Below are 23,737 nucleotides of genomic sequence, written 5' to 3' on the forward strand. Positions count from 1 at the left end.
AGCGCTTTCTTATCGCCAAAGTCGAGCAACTTTGGCGGGAAGCGCTCTAGCCAAAGGCATCGTGATCCGGCGCCGAGTTGCTATATAAGGGTGCGAAACTTCAGGATTCGCACCCTTTTACCATGACGTCGCGTCCCATTGATCTAGGTGATTTCGAAGAGGCCCCGCCACCGCAGAAGCCGGGCGGGCTCTCTGCGCGCGCCTTGGCGGGCGCCGAAGCTCCGTATCTGAAGGGCCTCAATCCCGAGCAGCGGGCGGCGGTCGAGACGATCGACGGCCCGCTTCTGGTGCTGGCCGGCGCCGGCACCGGCAAGACCCGGGTGCTCACCACCCGCCTCGCCCATATCCTGGCCACCGGCAAGGCCTGGCCGGGGCAGATTCTGTGCGTCACCTTCACCAACAAGGCGGCGCGCGAGATGAGGGAACGCATCGGCCACCTGATCGGCGGCGTGGTCGAGGGCATGACCTGGCTCGGCACCTTCCACGCCATCGGGGTCAAGATCCTGCGCTCGCATGCCGAACTCGCCGGACTCAAATCCGGCTTCTCGATCCTCGACACCGACGATCAGATCCGGCTCCTGAAGCAGATCATCGAGGCGGCCGGCATTGACGAGAAGCGCTGGCCGGCCCGCCAGCTCGCCGGGCTCATCGATAATTGGAAGAATCGCGGCCTGCTGCCGGCCCGGGTGCCCGCCGGCGAGGCGCATGCCTATGGCAATGGCCGTGGCGCCGAGCTCTACGCCGAATACCAGGCGCGGCTCAGGGTGGTGAACGCCGTCGATTTCGGTGACCTCCTGCTCGAGGTCCTGCACATCTTCCAGGACCATCCCGACGTGCTGAAGGAATATCAGCGCCGCTTCAAATATATGCTGGTCGATGAATATCAGGACACCAATGTCGCCCAGTATCTGTGGCTGAGGCTCCTCGCCCAGGGCCATAAGAACATCTGCTGCGTCGGCGACGACGACCAGTCGATCTATGGCTGGCGCGGCGCCGAGATCGACAACATCCTGCGCTTCGAGAAGGATTTTCCCGGCGCCAAGGTCATCCGCCTCGAGCGCAATTACCGTTCGACCCCGCAGATTCTGGGCGCCGCCTCCGGCCTCATCGCCAAGAATGAGAGCCGCCTCGGCAAGACGCTCAGGAGCGAGCGCGACGACGGCGACATGATCACTTTGCGCTCGCATTGGGACGGCGATGAGGAAGCCCGCGCCATCGGCGAGGATATCGAGCAGCTGCAGCGCAAGGGCGAGAAGCTCAACGACATGGCGATCCTGGTGCGCGCGTCCTTCCAGATGCGCGCCTTCGAAGACCGCTTCATCACCTTGGGTGTTCCCTACCGCGTCGTCGGCGGTCCGCGCTTCTATGAACGCCAGGAAGTCCGCGACGCGCTGGCCTATCTCAAGATCACGGTATCGCCCGACAACGATCTCGCTTTCGAGCGCATCATCAATGTGCCGAAACGCGGCATCGGCGACACGTCCGTCAAGCGCATGCATGAGCATGCCCGCAAGAATGGCTACTCGCTCTACCGCGCCGCCGAGGCCGTGAGCCAGACCGACGAATTGCCCGCCAAGACGCGCACCGCCTTGCGCTCGCTCCTCGAATCTTTCGGACGCTGGCGCCAGGCGCTGCAGGGCCTGCCCCATACCGAGCTCGCCGAGATCATCCTCGATGAATCCGGCTACACGACCATGTGGCAGAACGACAAGAGCCCGGAAGCGCAAGGCCGCCTCGAAAACCTCAAAGAGCTGGTGCGCTCGATGGGCGAGTTCGAGACCATGGAAGGATTCCTCGAGCATATCTCCCTCGTCATGGACACCGAATCCAATGCCAGCGAGGACAAGGTCAACATCATGACCTTGCATTCCGCCAAAGGGCTCGAATTCGGCACCGTCTTCCTGCCCGGCTGGGAAGAAGGCCTGTTCCCGCATCAGCGCTCGCTCGACGAGAATGGCCGCGCCGGCCTGGAAGAAGAGCGCCGCCTCGCCTATGTCGGCATCACCCGCGCCAAGCGCCGCGCCACCATTTCCTTCGCCCAGAACCGCCGCGTCCATAATCTCTGGCAGTCGAGCCTCCCGTCGCGCTTCATCGATGAATTGCCGGAAGCCCATGTCGAAGTGGCGCCGATGGCCAACTCCTATGGCGGCTACGGGATCGGCTCCTATGGCACCAGCCGCTTCGAGGAGCGCACCACGCCCTTCTCCAACACCTATGATACGCCGGGCTGGCAGCGCGCCCAGCGCGCCTATGCCAAGGGCGAGGCCATGCGCTCCTCGCCCCATATCATCGAGGGCCAGCTGGTGGCGCGCGAGACCGAGGGCAAGAACATCGCCCGCGGCGCCCGCGTCTTTCACCAGAAATTCGGCTATGGCCGGGTCAGCCATGTCGACGGCAACAAGCTCACCATCGACTTCGACAAGGCGGGCGAGAAGCGCGTGCTCGATTCCTTCGTCGAACTGGCATGATGGCCGACATCGTCGTCCGCGAGATGCGGCCGGAGGACAAGGCCGTCTGGCGCGATATGCGCGCCGCCCTCTATGGCGAGGATCCCTCGCTTCTCGGTGAGGTCGAAGGCTATTTCGCCGGCGATCCGATGATCGCCCGCGCCTTCATCGCAGAAGACGGCGGTCCGATCGGTTTTGTCGAGCTCTCCTTGCGCAACTACGCCGAGGGCTGCGACTCGTCACCGGTCCCCTATGTCGAGGGCCTCTATGTCGCGGAAAGCGCCCGCCGGCGAAATGTCGGCCGCCTGCTGATGACTGCAGCGGAAAACTGGGCCAGGGCCAATGGCTTCGCCGAGATGGCGAGTGATACGCAAATCGAAAACGAGGTTAGCCTCGGCGCGCACCACGCTTACGGCTTCACCGAAGTCGAGCGCATCGCCTGTCTGCGGAAGGCGCTCGATTAAGCTCTGAGAATCCTGTCCACCACCTCTTCGGCGGTCATCTGCGACGTGTCGAGCCACAGGCCGAGACGCGGCGTCTCGCGCTCGAGCGCACCAGCCAGCACCTCGGGCGGAAAATCTACGCTGTAACCGGTCTTGTGGCGCGCCGCGTCGCGCTTGGCGAGGACGTCCGCCTTGGGGTTGAGCACCACGATCATCGGATCGAGATCGGCGAGCCGCTCAGCCACATCCTTCAAGGACACTCCAATCAATATGTCCTGATAGACGACAGCAAACCCGGCCTCGATATAGGCGCGCGCCGCGTCACAGGCGAGACGGTGGCGCAGAGCGAGTTGCGCCTTGGCCGCTTCCGACAGTACGGGCCCCATTTCGGCGGCGCCATTGACGATCATCCGGCGGAACAGATCGCCGCGCAGATGCACCGATTTCGGCAGGCGCTCAGCGAGGAGCTGGGCGACGGTCGACTTGCCGGCCGCCATCGCCCCGGTGATGATGAAGAGCCGCTTCGGCGCCCCTTCCCTCACCACGCGACTTGCAGGCCGAGATTGCCTTCGATCGCTTCCTTCTCCTGCCCGCCGACATCGAACGTATAATCGCCGGTGCCGAACAGGCTCACGCGGTCGGAAATCGCCGCGACGAGACCGCCGCCGACCTCGACCGCCGTGCTGCCGATCTTCGTCTTCACTTCGTCCGCATCGAAGTCGACCTCATCGGTCTTGGACGGCGAATACCAGAGATTGGCCTTGAGATAGGGCTGCCACTGCGTTCCGGCATCGCTCTCGAAGCTGCCGGTTAGGCGCGCGCCGAGGCGGCCGGTGAAGGTATCGGGTGTATCGTAATTGATGTCGGCGAAATCATCCTCGCTGTCGTCGAGATCGAGATGCTGCCAGATGACCTGCGCCTGCGGCTCGAGCGCGATGCTTTCGCCGAGTGCGATGGGAATGCCGCCTTCGAGCGAGGCGGTGACGGCGGTGCCGTCGAGATCTGCCGAAACGCCGCGATCCGAATTGGGCCGGCCGTCGAGAAGCGTGCCCATCAGCACGCCATCGAGATACCAGCCCGAGGCCCCGACATGGACGACATTGGCGCCGATGCTGTAGCCATTGATCGGTGCGTCGCCCGCCTCGAAATCATCGATCGCCTGGGCGAAGCCCTCGACATCGCCCGTGATGCGGCCATAACCGCCGAAGAGGCCGGCCGCGGTGATGCCGCCGCTCTCACTCTTCCCGCGGTAGAAATCGGCGCCGGCCTGGAAGCCGAAGGCAGCTCCTTCAAAGGACGGATCGACGGTTCCGTCCCAGGACATGTCGAGATACTGGGCGAAGCTGCGCATCCAGAAGCGGCTGCCCTCCTGCCCGTCGCGGAACAGAGCCTGCTCGCCGCGCCGCTCGTGGAAGGTGCCGAGCATGACGGCGGTAAGCTCGCGGGCGAGCGGCGCCACGGCCGACTGGATCGCCACTTCCGGGCGGTAGAGCGGAATGGCGGGCTCCGGATCCGGCCCCTCATCGATCAGCTGCGAGCGCAGATACCAGTTATTCGCCTCATCGCCCGCCGCATTGCCCTGGAAAAGCAGATAGTCGAAGGCGCCGGCGGCGACCGGCTCCGCCAGGTGGAAAGCCGTGCCGGCGGAAGCCCCGCCCTGCTCCTCGACCACCAGAATTCCATCCGCGGTGGTCAGCGCGCCCGGTCCGCCGAAATTGCGGATCTCGAGCCCGGTGGTGCCGGTCGCCGGTGCATCGGCGAGAATCAGCCGGTCGGATGCCGAGCCATCACTCCCCAACACCGTGTCGAGGATCACGCGCCCGCCATTGCCGGCATATTGGCCGCGGACCGTGAAGGTATCATTGGCGCCGCTGCCGCCATTGGTGAGATCGATGGCGCCGGCATTGCTGAGGCTGGCCGTGCCGGTCGGATCGAAAGCCCGAAACACCGCATTGACATTGTTGCCGACGAGCAGCCGGCTCGAGGCATCGATCGTCATCGCGCCTTGCAGGGTGCCGGCATCGCCCAGCACGATATCCTGCGTGGCGGTCACCACCGAATTGCTGGTGAGATCGGCGTTTTCCCAGTTCAGGAATTGCGCCGCCCAGCTGGCGCTCGTGTTCGAGAAAGTGAGCGTGTCGGTGCCGGTCTGCCCGTCGACAATCGTCCCACCGATGATGGCATCGGTGAGATTGCGCAAATTGGCGCTGTCATTGGCATCGCCAAGCGTCACGCTGCCGCCGATCGTGCCGCCACCGTCCCAGGTGAAGGTATCGGTTCCCGTCCCGCTCTGCACATTGCCGCCGATGCTGCCCCCCGTGACGGTGAAGCTGTTATTACCGTTCCGGAGGTTGACCGTGCCGCCGATCGAGCCACCCGACAGAATGAGTGTGTCATTGTGCTGCTGTGCCAGCACGTCGGTGTCGATCGTGCCGCCGGACATTTTCAGGATGTTGTTGGCCTGCTCGAGATCGACGGTGCCGATCCGCCCGCCCGTCATGGTGACGTCGTCACCAGCGAAGAACAGGCCGACGATCCGCCCACCACTGATCACGGCGACGTCGAGATCACTGCCCTGGTTGAGCGCGGCGATCTGGCCGCCCGACATGATGAACGTGTCGATGCCTGCCCCTTGATTGACGGCGCCCTGCACCGTGCCGGCGCTGATCTCCAGCGAATCCCGGCCGTCCTCCTGCTGAATGCTGAGCGCGCCGATCGCGGCATTGCTGTCGATATTGCCGGGATCGGCGGTGATGGTCCCGCCTGTGATTTTCACGCTGTCATTGCCGGCGCCGGTATTGAAGAAGCCGGTTGGATCCGGCGCATTGCCGTCACAGACGATCGAGTCGGGCGCCGGTGTCCCGGGGAGATTCGTACAGGCTGCCTCTGCCTGTTGCGCCGCCGAAAGTCCAACGGCGATGAGACACGCTGTCGATGTCCCCATCAGCGACAAAAGTTTTAATTTCATTTGAGTCCCCACAGCCCGAAACAGAGTTACCCGAATCTATCCGCAGCCGACGCAAATGTACCAACGTCCGATGCCGCCGTCCTTAACGGAATCAATCGGCATGCGGATTAATCGTGCCAATATGAGACTTTATCGCAACGTCAGGTGCTCTCGCCGACCTTGACCGCGACGCGGCCGGACACTTCTGCCCCGGCATCCTTGTCGAGCTTCAGATGCGAGAACACCGAAAGCGAACTGATGATCGCCACCGCGAAGAAGGCGAAGGAGAAATCTGCAACGGTCAAGGAAAGATCGCCTCTGAGATACTGTGCGATCTCGAGCACCGATGCCGCGCAGAAGACGCCGGTCGCCAAAGAGAGTTGCTGCGCCACGCTGTAGAAGCTCGTCGCCTTGCCCATCTCGCGCGGCGAGATGTCGGAATAGGACAGCGCATTGAGCGCGGTGAACTGCAGCGAGCGGAAGAAGCCGCCGGCGAGCAGGACCGCCAGGATGACGAGATGCGGCGTCTCCGGCGTGAACAGTCCTTGCACGGCGAGGAAGACGGCGCTCACCAGCGCGTTGCAGACGAGCACGGTGCGGAAGCCGAAATGTTTGATGATCCGGGCCGCGGTGAACTTCATGGTGAGCGCGCCCAAGGCGGCGGCGAAAGTGAGGCTTCCCGACTGGAAGGGCGTCAGCCCGAAACCGAGCTGCAGCATCAAGGGCAAGAGAAACGGAATGGCGCCGACACCGACGCGGAACAGATTGCCGCCCAGTGCACCCGATCGGAAGGTTGCGATCTTGAGAAGATTGAGATCGAGGATCGGATTGGCGGTACGCCTGGCATGGCGGACATAGATCGCCGTCAGCACCGCGCCGACGACCATCAGGATCTCGGCGCCATGGGCCGGCAGCACATCACGGCCGAACACCGTCGCGCCGAAGACGAGCGATGAAAGCCCGAGGCCCGACAGGAGAAAGCCCTTGGCGTCGAGCGGCGGCACGCCCTCCTCGCGGATATTCGGCATATAGATCGTCGCCAGCGCCAGGCCGAGCAAGCCGAACGGCACATTGATGAAGAAAATCCAGCGCCAATGGAAATAGGTTGTGATGAAGCCGCCGAGCGGCGGGCCGAAGACGGGTCCGAGCAGCGCCGGTATGGTGAGCAGCGCCAGGGCATTCACCATTTCACTCTTCGATACTGTTCGCAGAATGATGAGCCGGCCCACCGGCACCATCATGGCGCCGCCCATGCCCTGCAGCGCCCGGGCCGCGATGAGGCCTTCGAGCGACGTCGCCAGCCCGCAGGCGATCGAGCCCAAAGTGAAGATGGCGATGGCGGCGCGGAATACATTGCGGGCGCCGAAGCGGTCGGCGCACCAGCCGCTCACCGGAATGAAGACCGTCAGCGCCAGGAGATAGGTGGTGAAAGCGAGCTTGAGGATGACCGGATCTTCGTGGAGATCGGCGGCGATGGCCGGCAGCGACGTCGCGATCACCGTCGAGTCGGTATTTTCCATGAACAGCGCGGAGGCGACGACGAGCGGAATGATGCGCGGAAAAGAAGCCATGGCGGATTTCTGGTTAGCATGTGCAGCAAATGACCAGCCACGCAATTATCGGCGGATGCCCATGCCGTTGCCGAGAATTACCCCCCAACTGCCTGATATTTATGAGTTTTTAATTTCATCTCGAGGGGAACTTTCAGCCATTTCCGGAGTTGACAGGCATCATCCATTTGATGGGAGACAAGAATGGATACCAACCCTCAGTATCGCGCGAAGACGGATCCTAAGGCCGACTCGAATGTCAGCTACGAGACGGAGATTCATAACAAGGGATCTGGCAGCAGCACCGGATGGATCATCGGTGGTTTGGTGGTCCTGGCGTTGATCGCGGCCTTCTTCATGTGGGGCGGCAGCAGCACTACGCCGCCGGCGCCGACCACGGGCACCACGACCGAACAGCCGGCCACGCCGGCGCCCGAACAGCCCGCGACGCCGACACAACCGCAGGGCGGCACGAGCACGCAGCCTGAGGGCAGCACCCAGCAGCCTGCGGCCCCGGCCCCCGAACAGCCGGCCACGCCGACGGCGCCAGCCCCTGAGGGCGGCACCACGGGTGGTACGACCGGTCAGGGCACGACCAACCCGTAACGTAAGGATCGGTTCGCGATTACCACAAGGAACCCCGCCGCATCGCGGCGGGGTTTCTGCTTTTATGACGGGTCTCCCCGCTTCCCTCTTGAATTCTGCTCCGCTATAAGACGGCCACGATTTTCGGGAGAGTCGACAGCTTTCCCGCCCGAACGCTTCTGGAGCCCCGACAAGGCGAAGCGTTCCGATTTTTTTGGAGCAAAAAAGTGTTCGAGCGTATTTTCAGCTGGCTGGAAAGCCGGACCGATACGTTTCCGCCTGTGAAACCGACCAAGCCCGGCAGCACGCTGTGGGGCTTCGTCTGGCATTATACGCGTCCGTTCTGGCCGATGATCCTCATCTGCTCGAGCCTCGCTTCGGCGGTGGCGCTGATCGAGGTGGCATTGTTCTCCTTCCTCGGCAATCTCGTCGATTGGCTGAACAACGCCGATCGTGCGACGTTCTGGGAAGTTCACAGCACCCGCCTCATCATCATGTCGGTGCTGGTGCTGGTCGTCCTGCCGATCCTCAAATTCTGGTATGAGGCGGTCGTCCATCAGGGGCTCATCGGCAACTTCGCCATGCGCATCCGCTGGCTGGCGCATCGTTACGTGCTGCGCCAGAGCGTGGACTTCTTCCAGAACGACTTCGCCGGCCGCATCGCCACCAAGGTCATGCAGGCGGCGCTCGGCACCCGCGACACGGTGATGAAGATCACCGAAGTACTGGTTTATGTCGGCGTCTATTTCACCGGCGCCGTCGTCATGTTCGCGGCAAGTGACTGGCGCCTCGCGGTGCCACTCGTTTTGTGGTTCCTCGGCTACCTCCTGGTCATGCGCCATTTCGTGCCCCTGCTCGGCCAGATGTCGAAGGCGCAGGCCGATGCGCGCTCGATGGTCACCGGCCGCATCGTCGACAGCTACACCAATATCTCGACGGTGAAGCTCTTCGCCCATGCCGACCGCGAGGATCTCTATGCCCGCGACGGCCTGCGTCACATGCTGGACACCGTCTACAACTCGCTGCGCACCACCACGCGCATGACGGTGGCGCTCAATGTGCTGAACGCGCTTCTGCTGTTCTCCACCGGCGCCCTGACCATCTGGCTGTGGACGCTCGATGCGGTGACGACGGGGGCGCTCGCCTTCACCGTCGGCCTCGTTTTGCGCATGCAGGGCATGGCGCATTGGATCCTGTGGGAAGTGGCGGGGCTCTTCGAAGATATCGGCACCGTCCAGGACGGCATCGAGACGATCGCGCGCGACCGCACGCTCGTCGACATCCCCGATGCGGCGCCACTCATCGTCACCAAGGGCGAGATCAAATTCGAGGATATCGGCTTCAACTACGGCAAATCGACCGAAGGCGAGCAACGCGCCGTCGTCGACAATCTGAGCCTCACCATTGCGCCTGGCGAGAAGGTCGGCCTGGTCGGCCGCTCCGGTGCCGGCAAGTCGACGCTCGTCAACCTGCTCCTGCGCTTTTACGACCTGCGCCACGGCCGCATCCTGATCGACGGCCAGGACATTTCCCGAGTCACCCAGGAGAGCCTGCGCGAGCAGATCGGCATGGTGACGCAGGATACGTCACTGCTGCACCGCTCGGTGAAGGACAATATCGCCTACGGCCAGCCCGACGCCTCGCTGGAGCAGATCATCGAGGCGGCGAAACGTGCCCATGCCGATGAGTTCATTCCGCATCTCGTCGACCCGAAGGGCCGACGCTCCTATGACGCCCATGTCGGCGAGCGTGGCGTGAAATTGTCCGGCGGCCAGCGCCAGCGCGTCGCCATTGCCCGCGTGCTGCTCAAGAACGCGCCGATCCTGATTCTCGACGAGGCGACCAGCGCGCTCGATTCCGAGATCGAGGCGGCCATCCAGGAGAGCCTCTATAGTCTCATGGAGGGTAAGAGCGTCATCGCCGTCGCCCACCGCCTATCGACTATCGCGGCCATGGACCGGCTCGTGGTGATGGACAAGGGCCGCATCGTCGAGGAAGGCACCCATGACGAGCTCTTGCGCAAGGGCGGCCTTTATGCCGATCTGTGGCGTCGCCAGTCGGGCGGCTTCCTCGCCCGCGAGGCGGCGGAGTAACCCAAGGGATCGAGGCGTCCTCGATGCGCAAGACTGATTTTCCTCCGCTTGGCGCAGGCCGGCCCGCTGTCGCGGTGCCGGCCCGCAAACCTAATCCGCCGGCTGAGAACGCACCGGACGTTCACGCCGCGCTGCAGAGCGGCATCGGCCTGCAGCGCCAGCGGCGCTTCGTCGAAGCCGAGCGCATCTATCAAGGCATCCTGCATCGCCTGCCGGAACATCCCGACGCGCTGCATCTGATGGGCACGCTGGCGGTGGAGGCCGACAATTTCGGCGCCGCGATCGATTATTTCGAGCGCGCTGTGAAGCGGCGCCCCAAGCATCCCGAATATCTCAACAATCTCGGCACCGCCTATCTCGACAATGGCGACTTCGAGCCGGCCATCTCGGCTTTGCGCAAGGCCGTCGACAACAGCCCGGGCCTCATCGAGGCATTGTGCAATCTCGCCCGCGCCCACCGGCGCAACAACAAGGCGGCCAATGGCCTGCCCTATCTCGAGCGCGCGTTGCGCATGGCGCCGGATCATCCCCTCGTTGCCGTCAGCTTCGGTGAGACCTTGCAGGATCTTGGCCGCATGGACGAGGCCGCCGGTCACTTCCGCCATGCCATCGGCCGCGGCCTGTCGCTGCATAAGGCCTATCAAGGCCTCTCCTTCACCCGCAAGTTCCAGGACGGCGATCCGGAATTCGCCGAGATCGAGGCCGTGTTGGCGCGCCCCGACATCGCCGATGAGGCGCGCAACTACCTCCATCACGCGCTCGGCAAGATGTACAATGACGCGAAGCGTTACGACGACGCCATGGCGCATTTCCAAAAGGGTAAGGAAATCAGCGGCCGGCATTTCAACATCGTCCATTATCGCAAGACGATCGATGCCCTGCAGGAATTGTTCACGCCCCTGTTCTTCCATGAACGGCGCGATTTCGGAGATCCGTCCGATCTGCCGGTCTTCATTGTCGGCATGCCCCGTTCGGGCACGACGCTCACCGAACAGATCGCCGCCAGCCATCCCAAGATTCACGGCGCCGGCGAACTGCCGGACCTGCGCAAGATCGCATCCATGCTGGGCCTCGTGCGCACCACGCCGGACCGTTTTGTCGCCGCGGTGAAGGCGATGAGCGCCGATCAGGCGCGCGACATCGCCCGGCAATATCTGCGCCGCCTGAGAAAGCACTCGACCACCGCCGACCGCGTGACCGACAAGATGCCGCATAATTTCGAGCTGCTCGGCCTGATCGCCCTGCTCTTTCCGAAGGCCCGCGTCGTCCATTGCCGGCGCGACGCGATCGACACCTGTGTCTCCTGCTTCACCAACAGATTCGCCGAAGCGCATGGCTACAATAGCGACCTGACCAATATCGGGCTCTATTACCGGGAGTATGACCGGCTCATGGGTCATTGGCGCCGCGTGCTGCCGCTGCCGATGCTCGAACATGGCTACGAGGAATTGACCGAAGCCCAGGAGCCGGCCTCGCGCCGGCTCATCACTCATCTGGGGCTCGACTGGGACGACGCCTGCCTCAACTACTTCGAGACCGACCGCACCGTCGGCACCATCAGCCGCTGGCAGGTGCGCCAACCGATCTATCGCTCATCGGTGAAGCGCTGGGCGCATTATGAGGCGCATCTGGATCCGCTTTTCACCGCGCTCGGCGATCTGGCGGTGCGCTGAATCAAAACGGGCCGGCAAAGGCCGGCCCGTCGAATATTCTTAGTCCGCTCGGCGATCAGAACTTGAAGATCACGCCGGCCTGCACATTGTGCGAATAGAGATCGCCATGCTCATAAGGCTCGGTGTCGCTGGAATCCCGCGCATCGAAGTCTACGCCCAGAATACCCTTGAAGCGATAGCCGACATCGAGAGCGATATTCTCCGTGAGATCGAAGGTCACGCCGGCGCCGGCCTGGAAGGCAAAGCCCACCTCACCGTCATTATATCCATAATCATCGCTATCGTCGAACTGGGTGCTGGCATCGACCCAGGCCACACCGGCGCCGCCGCCGACATAGGGCGTGAAGGACGTGCCTGTATCGATATCATACCAGAGATTGCCGAGGAGGTAGGTGGCGCTCACATGGCCTGAGGCATCACCGCTGAACTTGTCGCCACCATCGTCGTTCTGGCCGCTATAGGAATCGGCCTTCCAGCGTGCATAGGACACTTCAACTTCGGCGCGCAGCGGATCCCAGACCCGCATGCCGATCGTGCCGCCCAGGATATACCCCATCTTGGTGTCGAGCGTGTAATCATAGTCCGGACTCGGGCTGTCATAGTGCTGGACCGCATCGACGTCATTCAGGAAGCTCGCACCGCCGAACAGGCTGACATAGAAGCCGCTGCTGTCCGCCACCGGCGTCACATCGGCCGCCTGGGCATTGACCGCGAACAGAGAAAGAGCGCTTGCGGCGCAGGCGACGAGAAGAGTCTTCTTCATATTATAGTATCCCCAACAGAAATCTGTCCCGGAGTAATAAGCGAGCGGACTCTCCCTGAGCAAGCTAACTCTTTTGTCTCCCGGTGTTTTTCCCAACCCACGTAACCTTTTTGCCACAGTCGCCGCGCACCTTATAATTTTACCCAACGTACGATTTTAAAATGACTTGTGATCAGCGGTGGAAATGTTGAAAGCAGAGCCATGCAGTTCACCCTCACGATCGATCATTTGACCGAAGCCCGCGCCGCCGAGCTCGCCACTCTTTTTGAAGACCAGGACGAGTCGCCGCTTGCTGTCACGATCAACGAAACCGACGAGGCGGCCAGACTTTGGAATGTCGTGGCCTACTTCGACGGTGAAGCGGAAGCACGCGCCGCCGGTGAGGCGCTGACGCCCCTTCTCCCGGCGGAGACCTTCACCATCGACGCTCTGCCCGATGTCGACTGGGTGCGCCGCTCGCTCGAAGGCCTGGCGCCGGTCGTTGCCGGGCGATTCTTTCTTTATGGCTCGCATGACCGCGAGCGCCGGCGCCCCAGCGGGATATCGCTCGAGATCGACGCCGGCACGGCCTTCGGCACCGGCCATCACGGCACGACTTCGGGCTGCCTCCTGGCGCTCGATCGCCTGTTGAAGAGAAATACGCCGCGCCGGGTCCTTGATGTCGGCTGCGGCACCGGAGTCCTGGCGATCGCTGCCGCCCGCGCGCTGCGCCGCGCCGTCACCGCCAGCGACATCGATCCGATCGCCGTCGACGTGACGATCGATAATGCTCGTAACAATGGCGCCGGCGCCCTTCTCTCAGGCCTCACCGCGCCCGGGCTCAAGCACCGGCGGATCGCGGCTTCAGCTCCCTATGATCTGATCTTCGCCAATATCCTGGCCAGGCCCCTGATCGCGCTGGCGGGCGACCTTGCCGCGAGCCTCGCTCCCGGCGGCACTCTGATTCTCTCAGGCCTGACGCTCGATCAGGAACAGGCGGTGCGGGCCGCCTACCGTAATCGCGGCCTCATTCCAGAGAATCCAATCAGACTGGGTAACTGGGCGACGCTCGTGTTCACCCAAACAAAAAGCCCGCGGCGTTTCCGCCGCGGGCATCATGTAGGCACAACCGCGGGAAGCGGTTGGGAACTGGCTTAGTTACCCCAGACCATCCGGTGGATTTCCGAACGGCGCATGCCGATATCGGCCAGGAGACGGTCGTCCAGAGCCTGCAGCTGGCGCTCGGCGCGGCTGCGCGACACATAGTTGACGACGCGGCTGGAGACGCGGGTCAGGAAGTCAGGAACCATACGGGTATGGCTGGTTTCGCGGTTGAGAGTGGTCGTGTTCATTTCTAGCTCCTATTTCGTCACACCGGACCAACGGCCCTTCGGCAATCGCACCCGGTGAGGTGTTGACTGATGTTGTGCACTGCACAAGCACGCGCCTTATATGAGAGGCCCCCAGGGTTGCACCAGGGGGTTCCTTGGCATGCAAGGCATGCACAAAACTCATATCACCGTTCAGGACTCGTTAATCACCCCGACACGCACCTCAAGCCCTCTCTTATAGTATTGAAATTACTAGATTTACCGTAATTAAGACACAGTTCAGACACAATCGGAAAGCGATCGTTAAGACGCCTATCGGCGACTGCTTTGGTGTTAACTGGTTCGAATCACCCGCCGCGGCATGTCGAGAGCGCATAAATTCAGGCGATTTGAATTTTTGCACCGCACAATCACCTAGAGGAGGAAAATCTTGCCATTGCGTGAGAGCGTCGGATGCTTTCCAATGGCCCGCCATCATCCCGCCTTGTCCGGAGCCTTACCCAATGAAAGCCTTCCATAGACTAGCCTTTTTCGCCGCCTTTGCCTGGCTGCTGTCGGCCCCGGCGCTGGCCGAGCAGGTCACCGTCAGCTTCATCCAGACCAACGACATCGACAAATTCGAAGGCTCAGGCGAGCGCGGCGGCTTCGCCCGCCTCAATGCGGTGGTAAAGGCCGAGCGCGCCAAGGGCGGCCATGTCGTCTACGGCCATGCCGGCGACATGATATCCCCTTCCCTTATGTCAGGCCTCGACAAAGGCGAGCACACGATCGCCCTCACCAATATGGCACCGCCCGACGCCTTCACCCCCGGCAACCACGAATATGACTTCGGTCCGGAAATCTTCCTGAAACGGATGTCGGAGGCCAAATTCCCCCTGCTCGCCGCCAATCTGCGTGATCCCGACGGCAAGCTGATCCCCAATTTCACCGATACGCTGATGATCGAGCGCGGCCCCCTCAAGATCGGCATTGTGGGATTGACCTCGGATGAAAGCGGGCATGCCTCGAGCCCCGGCAATCTGAAGATCACCAATGCGCTCGAAACCGGTCTCGCCAAGGCCAAGGAATTGCGCGAGGCCGGCGCCGATTTCGTCGTGGCATTGACCCATTCGGGCCGCGGCGAGGATCGCGCCATGGCCGAGAGCCGTCTCATCGACCTCATCATGACCGGCCATGACCAGGATCTGCTGGTCAATTACGACGGCCGCGTCGCCACGATGGAATCCTATGAGCAGGCCGATTACGTCACCATTGCCGACATCACTTTCGATATTTCGGAAAAAGACGGCAAGCGTACCGTCAAATGGCATCCGAGCTTCCGGGTCATCGACACCAAGGACGTGACGCCCGATCCTGAGACCAAGGTCGAGACCGACAAGCTCGCGGCGATGCTCGCGAAAGAGCTCGACGTCGCCATCGGCACGACGACCACGGCTCTCGACAGCCGCCGCGCCACGGTCCGTAGCGCCGAGGCCGCGATGGGCAATCTCGTCGCCGATTCGCTGCGCGAGGCGGTCAAGGCCGATGTCGCGATCACCAATGGCGGCGGCCTGCGCGGCAACAAGGAATATCCGGCGGGCCATGCCATCACCCGCAAGGACGTGCTGACCGAGCTGCCTTTCGGCAACCGCACGATGAAACTGCAGGTGACCGGTGCCACCATCCTCGCGGCGCTCGAAAACGGCTTCAGCGAAATCGAGGACAATGGCGGTCGCTTCCCGCAAGTGTCGGGCCTGAAGGTCGTCTATGAAGCGGCAAAGCCCAAGGGCCAGCGCGTCGTCTCCGTCGAGGTCGACGGCAAGCCGCTCGATGTCGCCGCCAAATACACGCTCGCCACCAATGACTTCATGGCCAATGGCGGCGACGGCTATGCGGTGTTCCGCGAGGCCAAGCCTCTGCTGACGGTGCGCGACGCCAAGCTGATGGCGAATGATGTGATGGCCTATGTCACCCAGCGCAAGACGATCTCGCCCGCCGTCGAAGGCCGGATCGTGAAGAAGTAGCTCTACCCTCTACCCTCGAAGAGGGGAGAGGGAGGGACCCATTGCGAAGCAATGGGAGGGTGAGGGGCTTCTGTCAGGATTTAGCACACGGTTGGAAGCAGGGACGCAGCCCTGCCCCTCACCCTTCCCTCTCCCCGCTGCGCTTCGCTTGCAGGGCGAGGGTAATCCCCCTATCTCTCCGCCGCCCGGCTCCACAATCTGATCTTGCCGGTGCGGCCGCGCAATTCGTGCTCGCCGCTGTCGTTGAATTCCCGGATCGCCTCATCGCCCGCTTCCCGGCGCGCCGCCTGGACGACATCGTCGCTCGCCAGCACCGCGATATTGAGCGCGCGCGTCATTTCCTGGACGCGGCTCGCCACATTGACGGTGTCGCCGATGACCGCGAATTCCATACGCCGCTCGCTGCCGATATCACCCAGCACCACATCGCCGTGATGCAGGCCGATGCCAAGATGCATCGGCTTCAGATCATTGGCGCGCCGTTTCGCGTTCCAGCGCGCGATCGCGTCCGCCATCGCCACGGCACAGGCAAGCGCGTTGGCGGCATCGCGAGGGCCCGCTTTCGGCGTGCCGAAGGTCGCCATCAGGCCATCGCCCAGAAATTTGTCGAGCGTGCCGCCATGGGCGAAGATCGCTTTCTCGAACATGCGCAGAAGCTCACGCAGCAACGTCATGACCTGCAGCGGCGGCATCGCGGCGCTGATCGTCGTATAGCCCCAGATATCGGCGAACAGCACCGTCACCCGCTGGGTGCGCGCCTCGTCGAGCCGGCCGCCGGTCTGCATCAGCCCGTCGACCATATTGGGTGAAAAATAACGCGCCAGATTGGCGCGCTTGCGCTCGGCATCGCTCAGGCGTTTCTGAACTTCCATCTGGCGGGTGATGTCGCGCAGCGCCCCGACCACGCGCCGCGGCCCCTCCTTGCCATAGACGATGAGGCCTCGCATCACGATCCACTGCGTGGCGCCGGGCCGCGGCTCATAGCGGCATTCGATGTCGAAATTCTCCTCGCGGCGCTCGTATTTATGACGGAAGGTGGCACGCAGGAAATCGCCATCCGCCTTGACGAAGAGCTGGATCAGCGCATCGATGTCGCCGTCGAGGCTTGCCGGCGCCAATCCCAGCACCTCATGCAGCCGCGGCGAAAAGAAGGTCTTTCCCGTCTTCACATCCCAGTCGAACAGCCCGTCATGCGCGCCGCGCGCGGCGAGCGCGTAACGTTCCTCGGAAAGCCTGATCTTCTCATCGGCCTCTTCACGCTCGACCGCGCCGGCAATGAGGGCGGCGGCCGTCTTCAGCACATGGATCTCTTCCGAGCTCCAGCCGCGCTCTTCCTTGCAATCGTCGAAGCCGAGAAAGCCCCACCATCTCCGCGCCACCATGATCGGCACCGAGATAAAGGACAAAGTGCCGTGCTCGAGGAAAACCTGGCGCGTATAGCCGGTCGTCTGGCTGAGCTTCGCCTGCACGATCTCGCCGCGCTCGCGCTTGCCGGACCAATCGTCCGGCTGTGTCGGATCATCGCCGTCCGAGAGTGGCATATTGTGATAACGCGGATCATCGCGCAGTGGGCGCAGCCCGTCGCCGGCCCAGTCGAAGCGGCAGGATTGCACGCGATGGCCGCCCGGCCCCGGATGCACCTCGAACAGGGTCACCCGGCTCATATCAGTGGCGCGGCCTAAGCGCTTGAGGAAGTCCGGAACATGGTCGCGCCAGTCGCCCGCCATCATACGCGCCGCCGCATAGGCGATGGCGTCGAGCATCGCCAGCCGACGCTTGGCCTCGATGATCGCATCGGGGCCAATGACGGCCAGGAGATCCTGGTCGACCGGTGGTCTGGTCTTCATGCCTGCCGCTGTCCCCAACTCGCCAACGCCCCGGTCCCTCGCTCTACAGGATTACTGCCGTCAAGGAAACGGGCGGAGCCCTGCTTTGACAGGGACGCTGCCATCATCTTAGATGGGCCATGTTCCAATCATTCGACGACGTTTCCGAAGGTCATCTCTCGCGCGAGCGCGTGACGCGCTTGCGTGAGGAGCTCCAGCGCCGCCAGCTCGACGGCTTCATCATCCCCCGCCAGGACGAGTTCCAGGGTGAATATGTGGCGCCCTATGCCGAAAGGCTGCGCTGGCTTTCGGGCTTCGCCGGCTCCTGGGGCCTCGCCATCCTGATGCGCGATCGCGCCGCCATCTTCGTCGACGGCCGCTACACCATCCAGGTGCGCCATCAGGTCGACACCGCGATCTTCACGCCCCGCCATCTCGTCGAGGAGCCGCCGGCGGAATGGATCGAGAAGGAGCTGAAGCCCGGCGAGGTGTTGGGCTACGACCCGTGGTTGATGACGGCGGAGCAGATCTCCCGTTTCGAGAAGGCCGCAGCCAAGGCCGGCGCCAAACTCGTGCCGGTCGACAGCAATCCCATCGATGCCGTCTGGGCCGAGCAGCCGAAGCGCCCGGCGAAGCCGGTCTCCGTGCAGCCGACCCAGTTCTCCGGCAAGAGCGCCAAGGATAAGCTCACCGATGTGGCGAAGAGCCTGGAGAAGGCCGGCGCCGATGCGGTGGTGCTGACCCAGCCCGATTCGGTCGCCTGGGCGTTCAATATCCGGGGCGGCGACGTCGCCTACACACCCGTCGTGCTGAGCTACGCCATCCTGCATCGCAAGGGCGAGGCCGAGCTCTTCATCGACGCCGACAAACTGCCGGAAGACGTGAGCGCGCATCTCAGAGGCATTGTCCGCATCCGCCCCGCGGCCGAGATCGAAGCCTCGCTCGCAAACCTCGGCCAGCAGAAAGCGCGGGTCCAGATCGATCCCGACTGGGCGCCGGAACGCATCCGCGCCGTGCTCGCGCAATCGGGGGCCGATATCGTCGCCGGCAAGGACCCTTGCGTATTGCCCAAGGCGCGCAAGAACGCCACCGAGCAGGAAGGTGCCCGCGCCGCCCAGAAGCGCGACGGCGTCGCCGTGACGCGTTTCCTCTGCTGGCTCGACAGAGCGGCGCCCAAGGGCGATCAGGATGAAGTGACCGTCGCCCAGAAGCTCGCCGAATTCCGGGCCGAGGGCGGCATGCTCAAGGACCTCTCCTTCGATTCGATTTCAGGTGTCGGTCCCAACGCTGCCATCCCGCATTACCGCGTGTCCAAGGCCTCGGCGCTGCCCTTGAAGAATGGTGAGATCTATCTCATCGATTCCGGCGCCCAGTATCAGGACGGCACCACCGACATCACCCGCACCGTGATCATCGGATCACCGACGCCAGAGATGAAGGACCGCTTCACCCGCGTACTCAAGGGCATGATCGCTCTGTCGCGTATCCGCTTTCCGAAGGGCACCTGCGGCAGCCAGCTTGACGTGCTGGCGCGCCAGCCGCAATGGATGGCGGGGCTCGATTTCGATCACGGCACCGGCCATGGCGTCGGCAGCTATCTCTCCGTCCATGAAGGCCCTGCCCGCATCAACAAGTCGGACAGGACGCCGCTCGAGCCCGGCATGATCCTCTCCAACGAGCCCGGATATTACAAGGAAGGCCAATATGGCATCCGCATCGAGAACCTTATTCTCGTGCGCGAGCCCGAGGCGATCTCCGGCGGCGAGCGTCCGATGATGTCCTTCGAGACCTTGACGCTCGCGCCGATCGACCGGCGCCTGATCGAACCCGGCCTTCTGAGCCCGGAAGAGCGTGACTGGCTCAACGCCTATCACGCCCGCGTCGAGCGCGAGATCGGCGCCTTCCTCGAAGGCGAGGAATTGGCCTGGCTCAAGCAGTCCTGCGCGGCGGTCTGATCACGTCATCCTTTGGACCGGCGGTAAAGCGCACCGCCGAGCCACGCGCAGGGCATGGTGACGAGCACCAACAGGATCGGATACCAGGCCGGTCCAAGATTCATCTGAACCGCGGCCACGGCGCCGGCGAGGCTGATCGCCACGCCGATGCCGCCCAGAATGAGCGCATGCCGCATCGGGGCGTAAGGGGCCAGCCAGGCCGTCGCGTAAGCGCCGGCGACGCCATAGATGCAGCGATAGAACAGCGCCAGCAGATTGTCGCTGATCTCGGTCATCGGCACGCCCCAGGGTGGATAGACATTCAGCAAGTGGAAGATCTGGTCGGTGCCGAGACCGAAGATCACATTCACCAGAAGGCCGGCAAAGACGGCGCCTATGCTTTTGAGCAGGGTCATGTCATTGCGCCAGGATCTTGTCGAGCCGGTCGTAGCCTTTCGCGATACCATCCTCCATCGGCGATTTAAGCACCGCGTCGCGTGCTGCCTGCGATGAATAGAGGACCGTCTGCTCTACCAGTGTCTGGCCACCCGTCGCGGTGAAGAGAGTCGTCACCAGCGTCTCGCCGCCGGTCCAGTCTTCATCGAAGGTTTCGTTATGGACGATGCGCGACGGCCGCTTGATCTCGCGGAAGACGCCGCTCATGCCCATGCTGGTGCCGTCCTTGTGCTTCCAGACATACCGCATCTTGCCTCCCGCTTTGAGCTCGACCTCGCAGACCGGCAGGGACCAGCCCTCGGGCCCATACATCCAGCGCTTGATCAGATCAGGTTTGGTGAACGCGTCGAAGACGAGATCGCGCGGCGCATCGAAGATCCTGGTCATCCGGATCTCCCGGTCGCTCAGCGCCGACACTTTGAGGCCGGCCGTTGTTCTGGGTGTTGCGGCATTCATGCGGAATCTCCTTCGAACTGACTACGCTTTCTTTGGCTGGCGGGCGTTGCCGCTTTTGCTTTTTTTCCTCGCCGCCTTGAGCTCGACCAGCAGCGCATCGAGCTGGCGGAACTGGCCTTCCCAGAAGCGGCGGTAATTTTCGAGCCACTCCTCCACCTCGGCGAAGGCCTTGCCTTCGATCCGGCACGGCCGCCTTTGCGCGTCGCGCCCGCGTGAGATGAGGCCCGCCTGCTCCAGCACCTTGAGATGTTTGGAGATCGCCGGCTGGCTCATCGAGAACGGCTCGGCGAGTTCCAGGACCGAGGCCTCGCCCAGCGCCAGACGGGCGAGAATGGCCCGACGCGTCGGATCGGCAAGGGCTGAAAAGGCGGCGTCGAGACGGCTGGCAGGCGTCATTCCATAACCAAGTGGTTCTATAACAATTTAGTTTTGGATGAAATCCGATACATCGTCAAGCCCCGTCGTGCCAAGGCCGCCCGATCGCGCTATCATGGTGCTCCGCCGTATCGGCGCTAAAAGGAGTGCATGCCATGACAGCCTTGAAAAAAGAGGATGTGCGGGCTGACTTTACCATCGACCAGCCCGTCGCCACCTACACCGCAGAGGACCACGAGACATGGCGGACCTTGTTCCGCCGCCAGGCCGAGATCCTCAAAGGCCGCGCCTGTGACGAATATCTCGACGGGCTCGAAGGCCTCGGCGTCGCCGCCGACGGCATTCCCGATTTCCGCAAGCTCAGCGAGGTTCTGACCAAGGCGACCGGCTGGTCGGTCGTCGCCGTTCCGGGCCTCGTGCCCGACGATGTCTTCTTCGACCATCTCGCCAATCGCCGCTTCCCCGCCACCTGGTGGATCAGGAAGCCCGAGCAGATGGATTATCTCGAGGAGCCAGACGTCTTCCACGACCTCTATGGCCATGTTCCCTTGCTGATGAATCCGGTGATGGCTGATTTCGTCGCCGAATATGGCAAGGGCGGCGTCAAGGCGCTGAAGCTCGGGGCGCTCCCCAATCTCGCGCGGCTCTATTGGTACACGGTCGAATTCGGCCTGATGGAGACGCCCAAGGGCATGCGCATCTACGGCGCCGGCATCATGTCGTCGAAGAGCGAATCCATCTATGCGCTCGAAAGCCCGAGCCCCAACCGCGTGCGCTTCGACCTCATGAGGGTGATGCGCACCCGCTACCGGATCGACACTTTCCAGAACACCTATTTCGTGATCCGTAGCTTCGAGGAGCTGTTCAAGGCGACGTCGCCCGACTTCACCCCGCTCTACAAGGCGCTGCAGAAACAGCCCGAGATCGGCGCCGGCGACATCGTCGAAGGCGACAAAGTCGTCCATCGCGGCACCCGCGAAGGCTGGGCTGAAACGCCCGACGCGTGACCCTCGCAGTACGGAACGGGAGACACTCTCCCGTTCCTTACAACGGCCAGAACAGCAGGATCAGCGGCACACCGACGAAGAGAACGATGAAGGAAAGCGGCAGGCCGAGCCGCCAATAATCGCCGAAGCGATACCCACCGGGGCCCATCACCAGCGTATTGCATTGATGCCCGATCGGGGTGAGGAAATCGCACCCCGCCCCGATCGCCACCGCCATCAGGAGCGGATCGGGGTTCATCTTGAGCGAGGTCGCGAGCGACACCGCGATCGGGGCCAGGATCAGCACCGTCGCCGCATTGTTGAGGAACGGCGTCACGCTCATGGCGATCAGGAGCAGGATCGCCACATAGCCCCAGCGCGGCAGGACGTCGGCGAGCAGCGATACGAGATGGGCGATCGTATCGGTGAGACCGGTCGACTGCGCCGCATCACTCACCGGAATGAGAGCGCCCAGCATGATCAGGATCGGCCAGTCGATGGCGTTATAGGCTTCACGCAAGGTGATCGAGCTGGCGAGGATGACGAGTGCCGCCGCGATGAAGAAACCCATGGCCACCGGAACCACGCCCAGCGCCACCGCCAGCATCGCCGCCGCCAGAATGGCGATCGGCAGATAGGTATTCCGCTTGCGCCCGAGCCCCAAGGGCCGTTCCGCCAGCGGCAGCAGCCCGAGTTCGCCCATGGTTTCCGCCATGAAACGCATATTGCCTTGCAGCACGATCGCATCGCCCGCTTTGAGGCGCACCAGGCCTAAACGGTGGGTGATGCGACTGCCGCGCCGGCTGACTGCCAGAAGATTGAGATCATGGCGGTCGAAGAGCTGGTTCTGCGATACCGATCGTCCGACCAGAGGTGATTCCGTGCCGACTACGGCCTCCATGACGCCGATCTCATCGGTGGCGTTTTCTTTGGTCGGCTGCTTGTCTTCTCGCGCCAGCAGCAGCTTGCCGACCGCCACCGCTCTCTCGAGCGCCGCCGGCTCGCCATGCAGAATGAGCATGTCGCCGGCGCGGATATTCATGGCTTTGCCGGGATTGGATTTGTGCAGGCCGCCGCGGATCAGCACCGCGACGTCGATCTCGTCCTCGGCGTGTTTTTCCAGTTCGGCGATCGACTGGCCGATCACGGGCGAATCCTCCGGGACCGTGACCTCGGTCGCATAGGCGTCGAGATTGAAGGCTGCCTCGATCGAGGCGGCGCCACGTCTGCCGGCCGGCAAGAGCCGATAGCCGAAAGCCAGAAAGGTGATGCCGGCCACCGTCAGGCCGATGCCGACCGGCGCGAAATCGAACATCTGGAATGGCGTGCCAAGCAGCTTCTCGCGTGCCTGCGAGACGATGATATTGGGTGACGTGCCGACCAGTGTGATGAGCCCGCCGAGGAGCGAGGCGAAGGACATCGGCATCAGCAGCACCGACGGTGAGGTTTCGCTGCGCCGCGCGAATTTGAAGGCGATGGGCAGAAACATCGCCAGCGTGCCGATATTCTTGATGAAGGCCGACAGCACCGCGATGCAGGAGGTCAGCGTCACGATCTGGGCGCGCGGCTTCGACAGGTCGAAGCTCGCATAACTCATTGCGAGCTCGACGATGCCCGAGCGCGAGACGGCGGCGCTCAGGATGAGGGCGCTCGCGACGATGATGACGATATCGCTGGAGAAGCCGGCAAACGCCTTCTCGGCCGGCACGATACCGACGATATATGCGGCAATCAGGGAAACAATGGCGACCAGGTCGTAGCGAAGCCTGCCCCAGGCGAACAGTGCCATCATGGCGAGTATGGTGCCCAGCGCCAGGATTTGCTGTTTGTCCATCAGCAGCTCAACTTTTGCCGATGGAACAAGTTCCCCAGGGAAGCGGGATTTTCTTC

At 63.0% G+C, this 23,737-nt stretch carries 19 protein-coding genes; 9 read left to right on the top strand and 10 right to left on the bottom strand.

Annotated elements, in window-relative coordinates; genetic code table 11:
- The first annotated feature begins 122 nt into the window (after positions 1-122).
- Both JHL16_RS03555 and JHL16_RS03560 read left to right on the top strand, forming a co-directional pair.
- Complete coding sequence (locus JHL16_RS03555; RefSeq protein WP_200183507.1) at positions 123-2,468, top strand: ATP-dependent helicase; 2,346 nt, start codon at positions 123-125, stop codon at positions 2,466-2,468.
- Positions 2,465-2,911, top strand: a complete 447-nt coding sequence (locus tag JHL16_RS03560; RefSeq protein WP_200183508.1) for a GNAT family N-acetyltransferase — start codon at positions 2,465-2,467, stop codon at positions 2,909-2,911. Before JHL16_RS03555 ends, JHL16_RS03560 begins: the two co-directional genes overlap by 4 nt.
- Here the strand turns inward: JHL16_RS03560 and JHL16_RS03565 are convergent.
- The 3 genes from JHL16_RS03565 to JHL16_RS03575 form a co-directional block, all read right to left on the bottom strand.
- Complete coding sequence (locus JHL16_RS03565; protein ID WP_348647159.1) at positions 2,908-3,435, bottom strand: AAA family ATPase; 528 nt, start codon at positions 3,433-3,435, stop codon at positions 2,908-2,910. The genes JHL16_RS03560 and JHL16_RS03565 overlap by 4 nt on opposite strands.
- Positions 3,429-5,858, bottom strand: a complete 2,430-nt coding sequence (locus JHL16_RS03570) for an autotransporter family protein (protein ID WP_200183509.1) — start codon at positions 5,856-5,858, stop codon at positions 3,429-3,431. Before JHL16_RS03570 ends, JHL16_RS03565 begins: the two co-directional genes overlap by 7 nt.
- A gap of 140 nt (positions 5,859-5,998) precedes the next feature.
- Positions 5,999-7,408 (bottom strand): MDR family MFS transporter, encoded by a 1,410-nt coding sequence (locus tag JHL16_RS03575; protein ID WP_200183510.1) that lies wholly within the window; start codon positions 7,406-7,408, stop codon positions 5,999-6,001.
- A 183-nt stretch (positions 7,409-7,591) separates the two neighbouring features.
- Here JHL16_RS03575 and JHL16_RS03580 point away from each other — a divergent pair, with 183 nt between their 5' ends.
- The 3 genes from JHL16_RS03580 (at position 7,592) to JHL16_RS03590 (ending at position 11,738) form a co-directional block, all read left to right on the top strand.
- Entirely contained in the window at positions 7,592-7,993 is a 402-nt protein-coding gene (locus JHL16_RS03580; RefSeq protein WP_200183511.1) for a hypothetical protein, read from the top strand.
- Between the two features lie 206 nt (positions 7,994-8,199).
- Complete coding sequence (locus JHL16_RS03585; RefSeq protein ID WP_348647160.1) at positions 8,200-10,065, top strand: ABC transporter ATP-binding protein; 1,866 nt, start codon at positions 8,200-8,202, stop codon at positions 10,063-10,065.
- A 23-nt stretch (positions 10,066-10,088) separates the two neighbouring features.
- Positions 10,089-11,738: a tetratricopeptide repeat-containing sulfotransferase family protein gene (locus tag JHL16_RS03590; protein WP_200183512.1), complete on the top strand. Its 1,650-nt coding sequence runs from the start codon at positions 10,089-10,091 to the stop codon at positions 11,736-11,738.
- A gap of 55 nt (positions 11,739-11,793) precedes the next feature.
- Here JHL16_RS03590 and JHL16_RS03595 read toward each other — a convergent pair whose 3' ends face one another.
- A complete protein-coding gene (locus JHL16_RS03595) occupies positions 11,794-12,501 on the bottom strand; it encodes an outer membrane protein (protein WP_200183513.1) in 708 nt (235 codons plus the stop codon).
- A gap of 201 nt (positions 12,502-12,702) precedes the next feature.
- Here JHL16_RS03595 and JHL16_RS03600 point away from each other — a divergent pair, with 201 nt between their 5' ends.
- Positions 12,703-13,638: a 50S ribosomal protein L11 methyltransferase gene (locus JHL16_RS03600; protein ID WP_200183514.1), complete on the top strand. Its 936-nt coding sequence runs from the start codon at positions 12,703-12,705 to the stop codon at positions 13,636-13,638.
- Here the strand turns inward: JHL16_RS03600 and JHL16_RS03605 are convergent.
- A complete protein-coding gene (locus JHL16_RS03605) occupies positions 13,635-13,832 on the bottom strand; it encodes a DUF1127 domain-containing protein (RefSeq protein WP_246770750.1) in 198 nt (65 codons plus the stop codon). The two genes, JHL16_RS03600 and JHL16_RS03605, sit on opposite strands and share 4 nt — an antisense overlap.
- A gap of 482 nt (positions 13,833-14,314) precedes the next feature.
- Here JHL16_RS03605 and JHL16_RS03610 point away from each other — a divergent pair, with 482 nt between their 5' ends.
- A complete protein-coding gene (locus JHL16_RS03610; protein WP_200183515.1) occupies positions 14,315-15,814 on the top strand; it encodes a bifunctional metallophosphatase/5'-nucleotidase in 1,500 nt (499 codons plus the stop codon).
- Positions 15,815-15,984: 170 nt separating this feature from the next.
- Here JHL16_RS03610 and JHL16_RS03615 read toward each other — a convergent pair whose 3' ends face one another.
- A complete protein-coding gene (locus JHL16_RS03615; RefSeq protein ID WP_200183516.1) occupies positions 15,985-17,661 on the bottom strand; it encodes an adenylate/guanylate cyclase domain-containing protein in 1,677 nt (558 codons plus the stop codon).
- Between the two features lie 119 nt (positions 17,662-17,780).
- On the opposite strand from JHL16_RS03615, the gene JHL16_RS03620 reads away from it, so the two are divergent.
- The gene (locus tag JHL16_RS03620; protein WP_200183517.1) at positions 17,781-19,595 is read left to right on the top strand and encodes an aminopeptidase P family protein; all 1,815 of its coding nucleotides are present in this window, start codon (positions 17,781-17,783) and stop codon (positions 19,593-19,595) included.
- Between the two features lie 5 nt (positions 19,596-19,600).
- Here JHL16_RS03620 and JHL16_RS03625 read toward each other — a convergent pair whose 3' ends face one another.
- The 3 genes from JHL16_RS03625 to JHL16_RS03635 are packed head-to-tail and all read right to left on the bottom strand — an operon-like array spanning position 19,601 to position 20,882.
- Positions 19,601-19,990 (bottom strand): hypothetical protein, encoded by a 390-nt coding sequence (locus JHL16_RS03625; RefSeq protein ID WP_200183518.1) that lies wholly within the window; start codon positions 19,988-19,990, stop codon positions 19,601-19,603.
- Between the two features lies 1 nt (position 19,991).
- Positions 19,992-20,486: an SRPBCC family protein gene (locus JHL16_RS03630; RefSeq protein WP_200183519.1), complete on the bottom strand. Its 495-nt coding sequence runs from the start codon at positions 20,484-20,486 to the stop codon at positions 19,992-19,994.
- A gap of 21 nt (positions 20,487-20,507) precedes the next feature.
- Positions 20,508-20,882, bottom strand: coding sequence for an ArsR/SmtB family transcription factor (locus JHL16_RS03635; protein ID WP_200183520.1), 375 nt, complete (start codon positions 20,880-20,882; stop codon positions 20,508-20,510).
- 134 nt (positions 20,883-21,016) lie between these two features.
- Here JHL16_RS03635 and phhA point away from each other — a divergent pair, with 134 nt between their 5' ends.
- Complete coding sequence (phhA, locus tag JHL16_RS03640) at positions 21,017-21,868, top strand: phenylalanine 4-monooxygenase (RefSeq protein WP_200183521.1); 852 nt, start codon at positions 21,017-21,019, stop codon at positions 21,866-21,868.
- A gap of 37 nt (positions 21,869-21,905) precedes the next feature.
- Here phhA and JHL16_RS03645 read toward each other — a convergent pair whose 3' ends face one another.
- On the bottom strand, positions 21,906-23,681 hold the full coding sequence (locus tag JHL16_RS03645) for an SLC13 family permease (protein WP_200183522.1): 1,776 nt from the start codon (positions 23,679-23,681) through the stop codon (positions 21,906-21,908).
- Positions 23,682-23,737: the final 56 nt, after the last annotated feature.

The organism is Taklimakanibacter albus (assembly GCF_016595235.1).
Lineage (GTDB): Bacteria > Pseudomonadota > Alphaproteobacteria > Rhizobiales > Aestuariivirgaceae > Taklimakanibacter > Taklimakanibacter albus.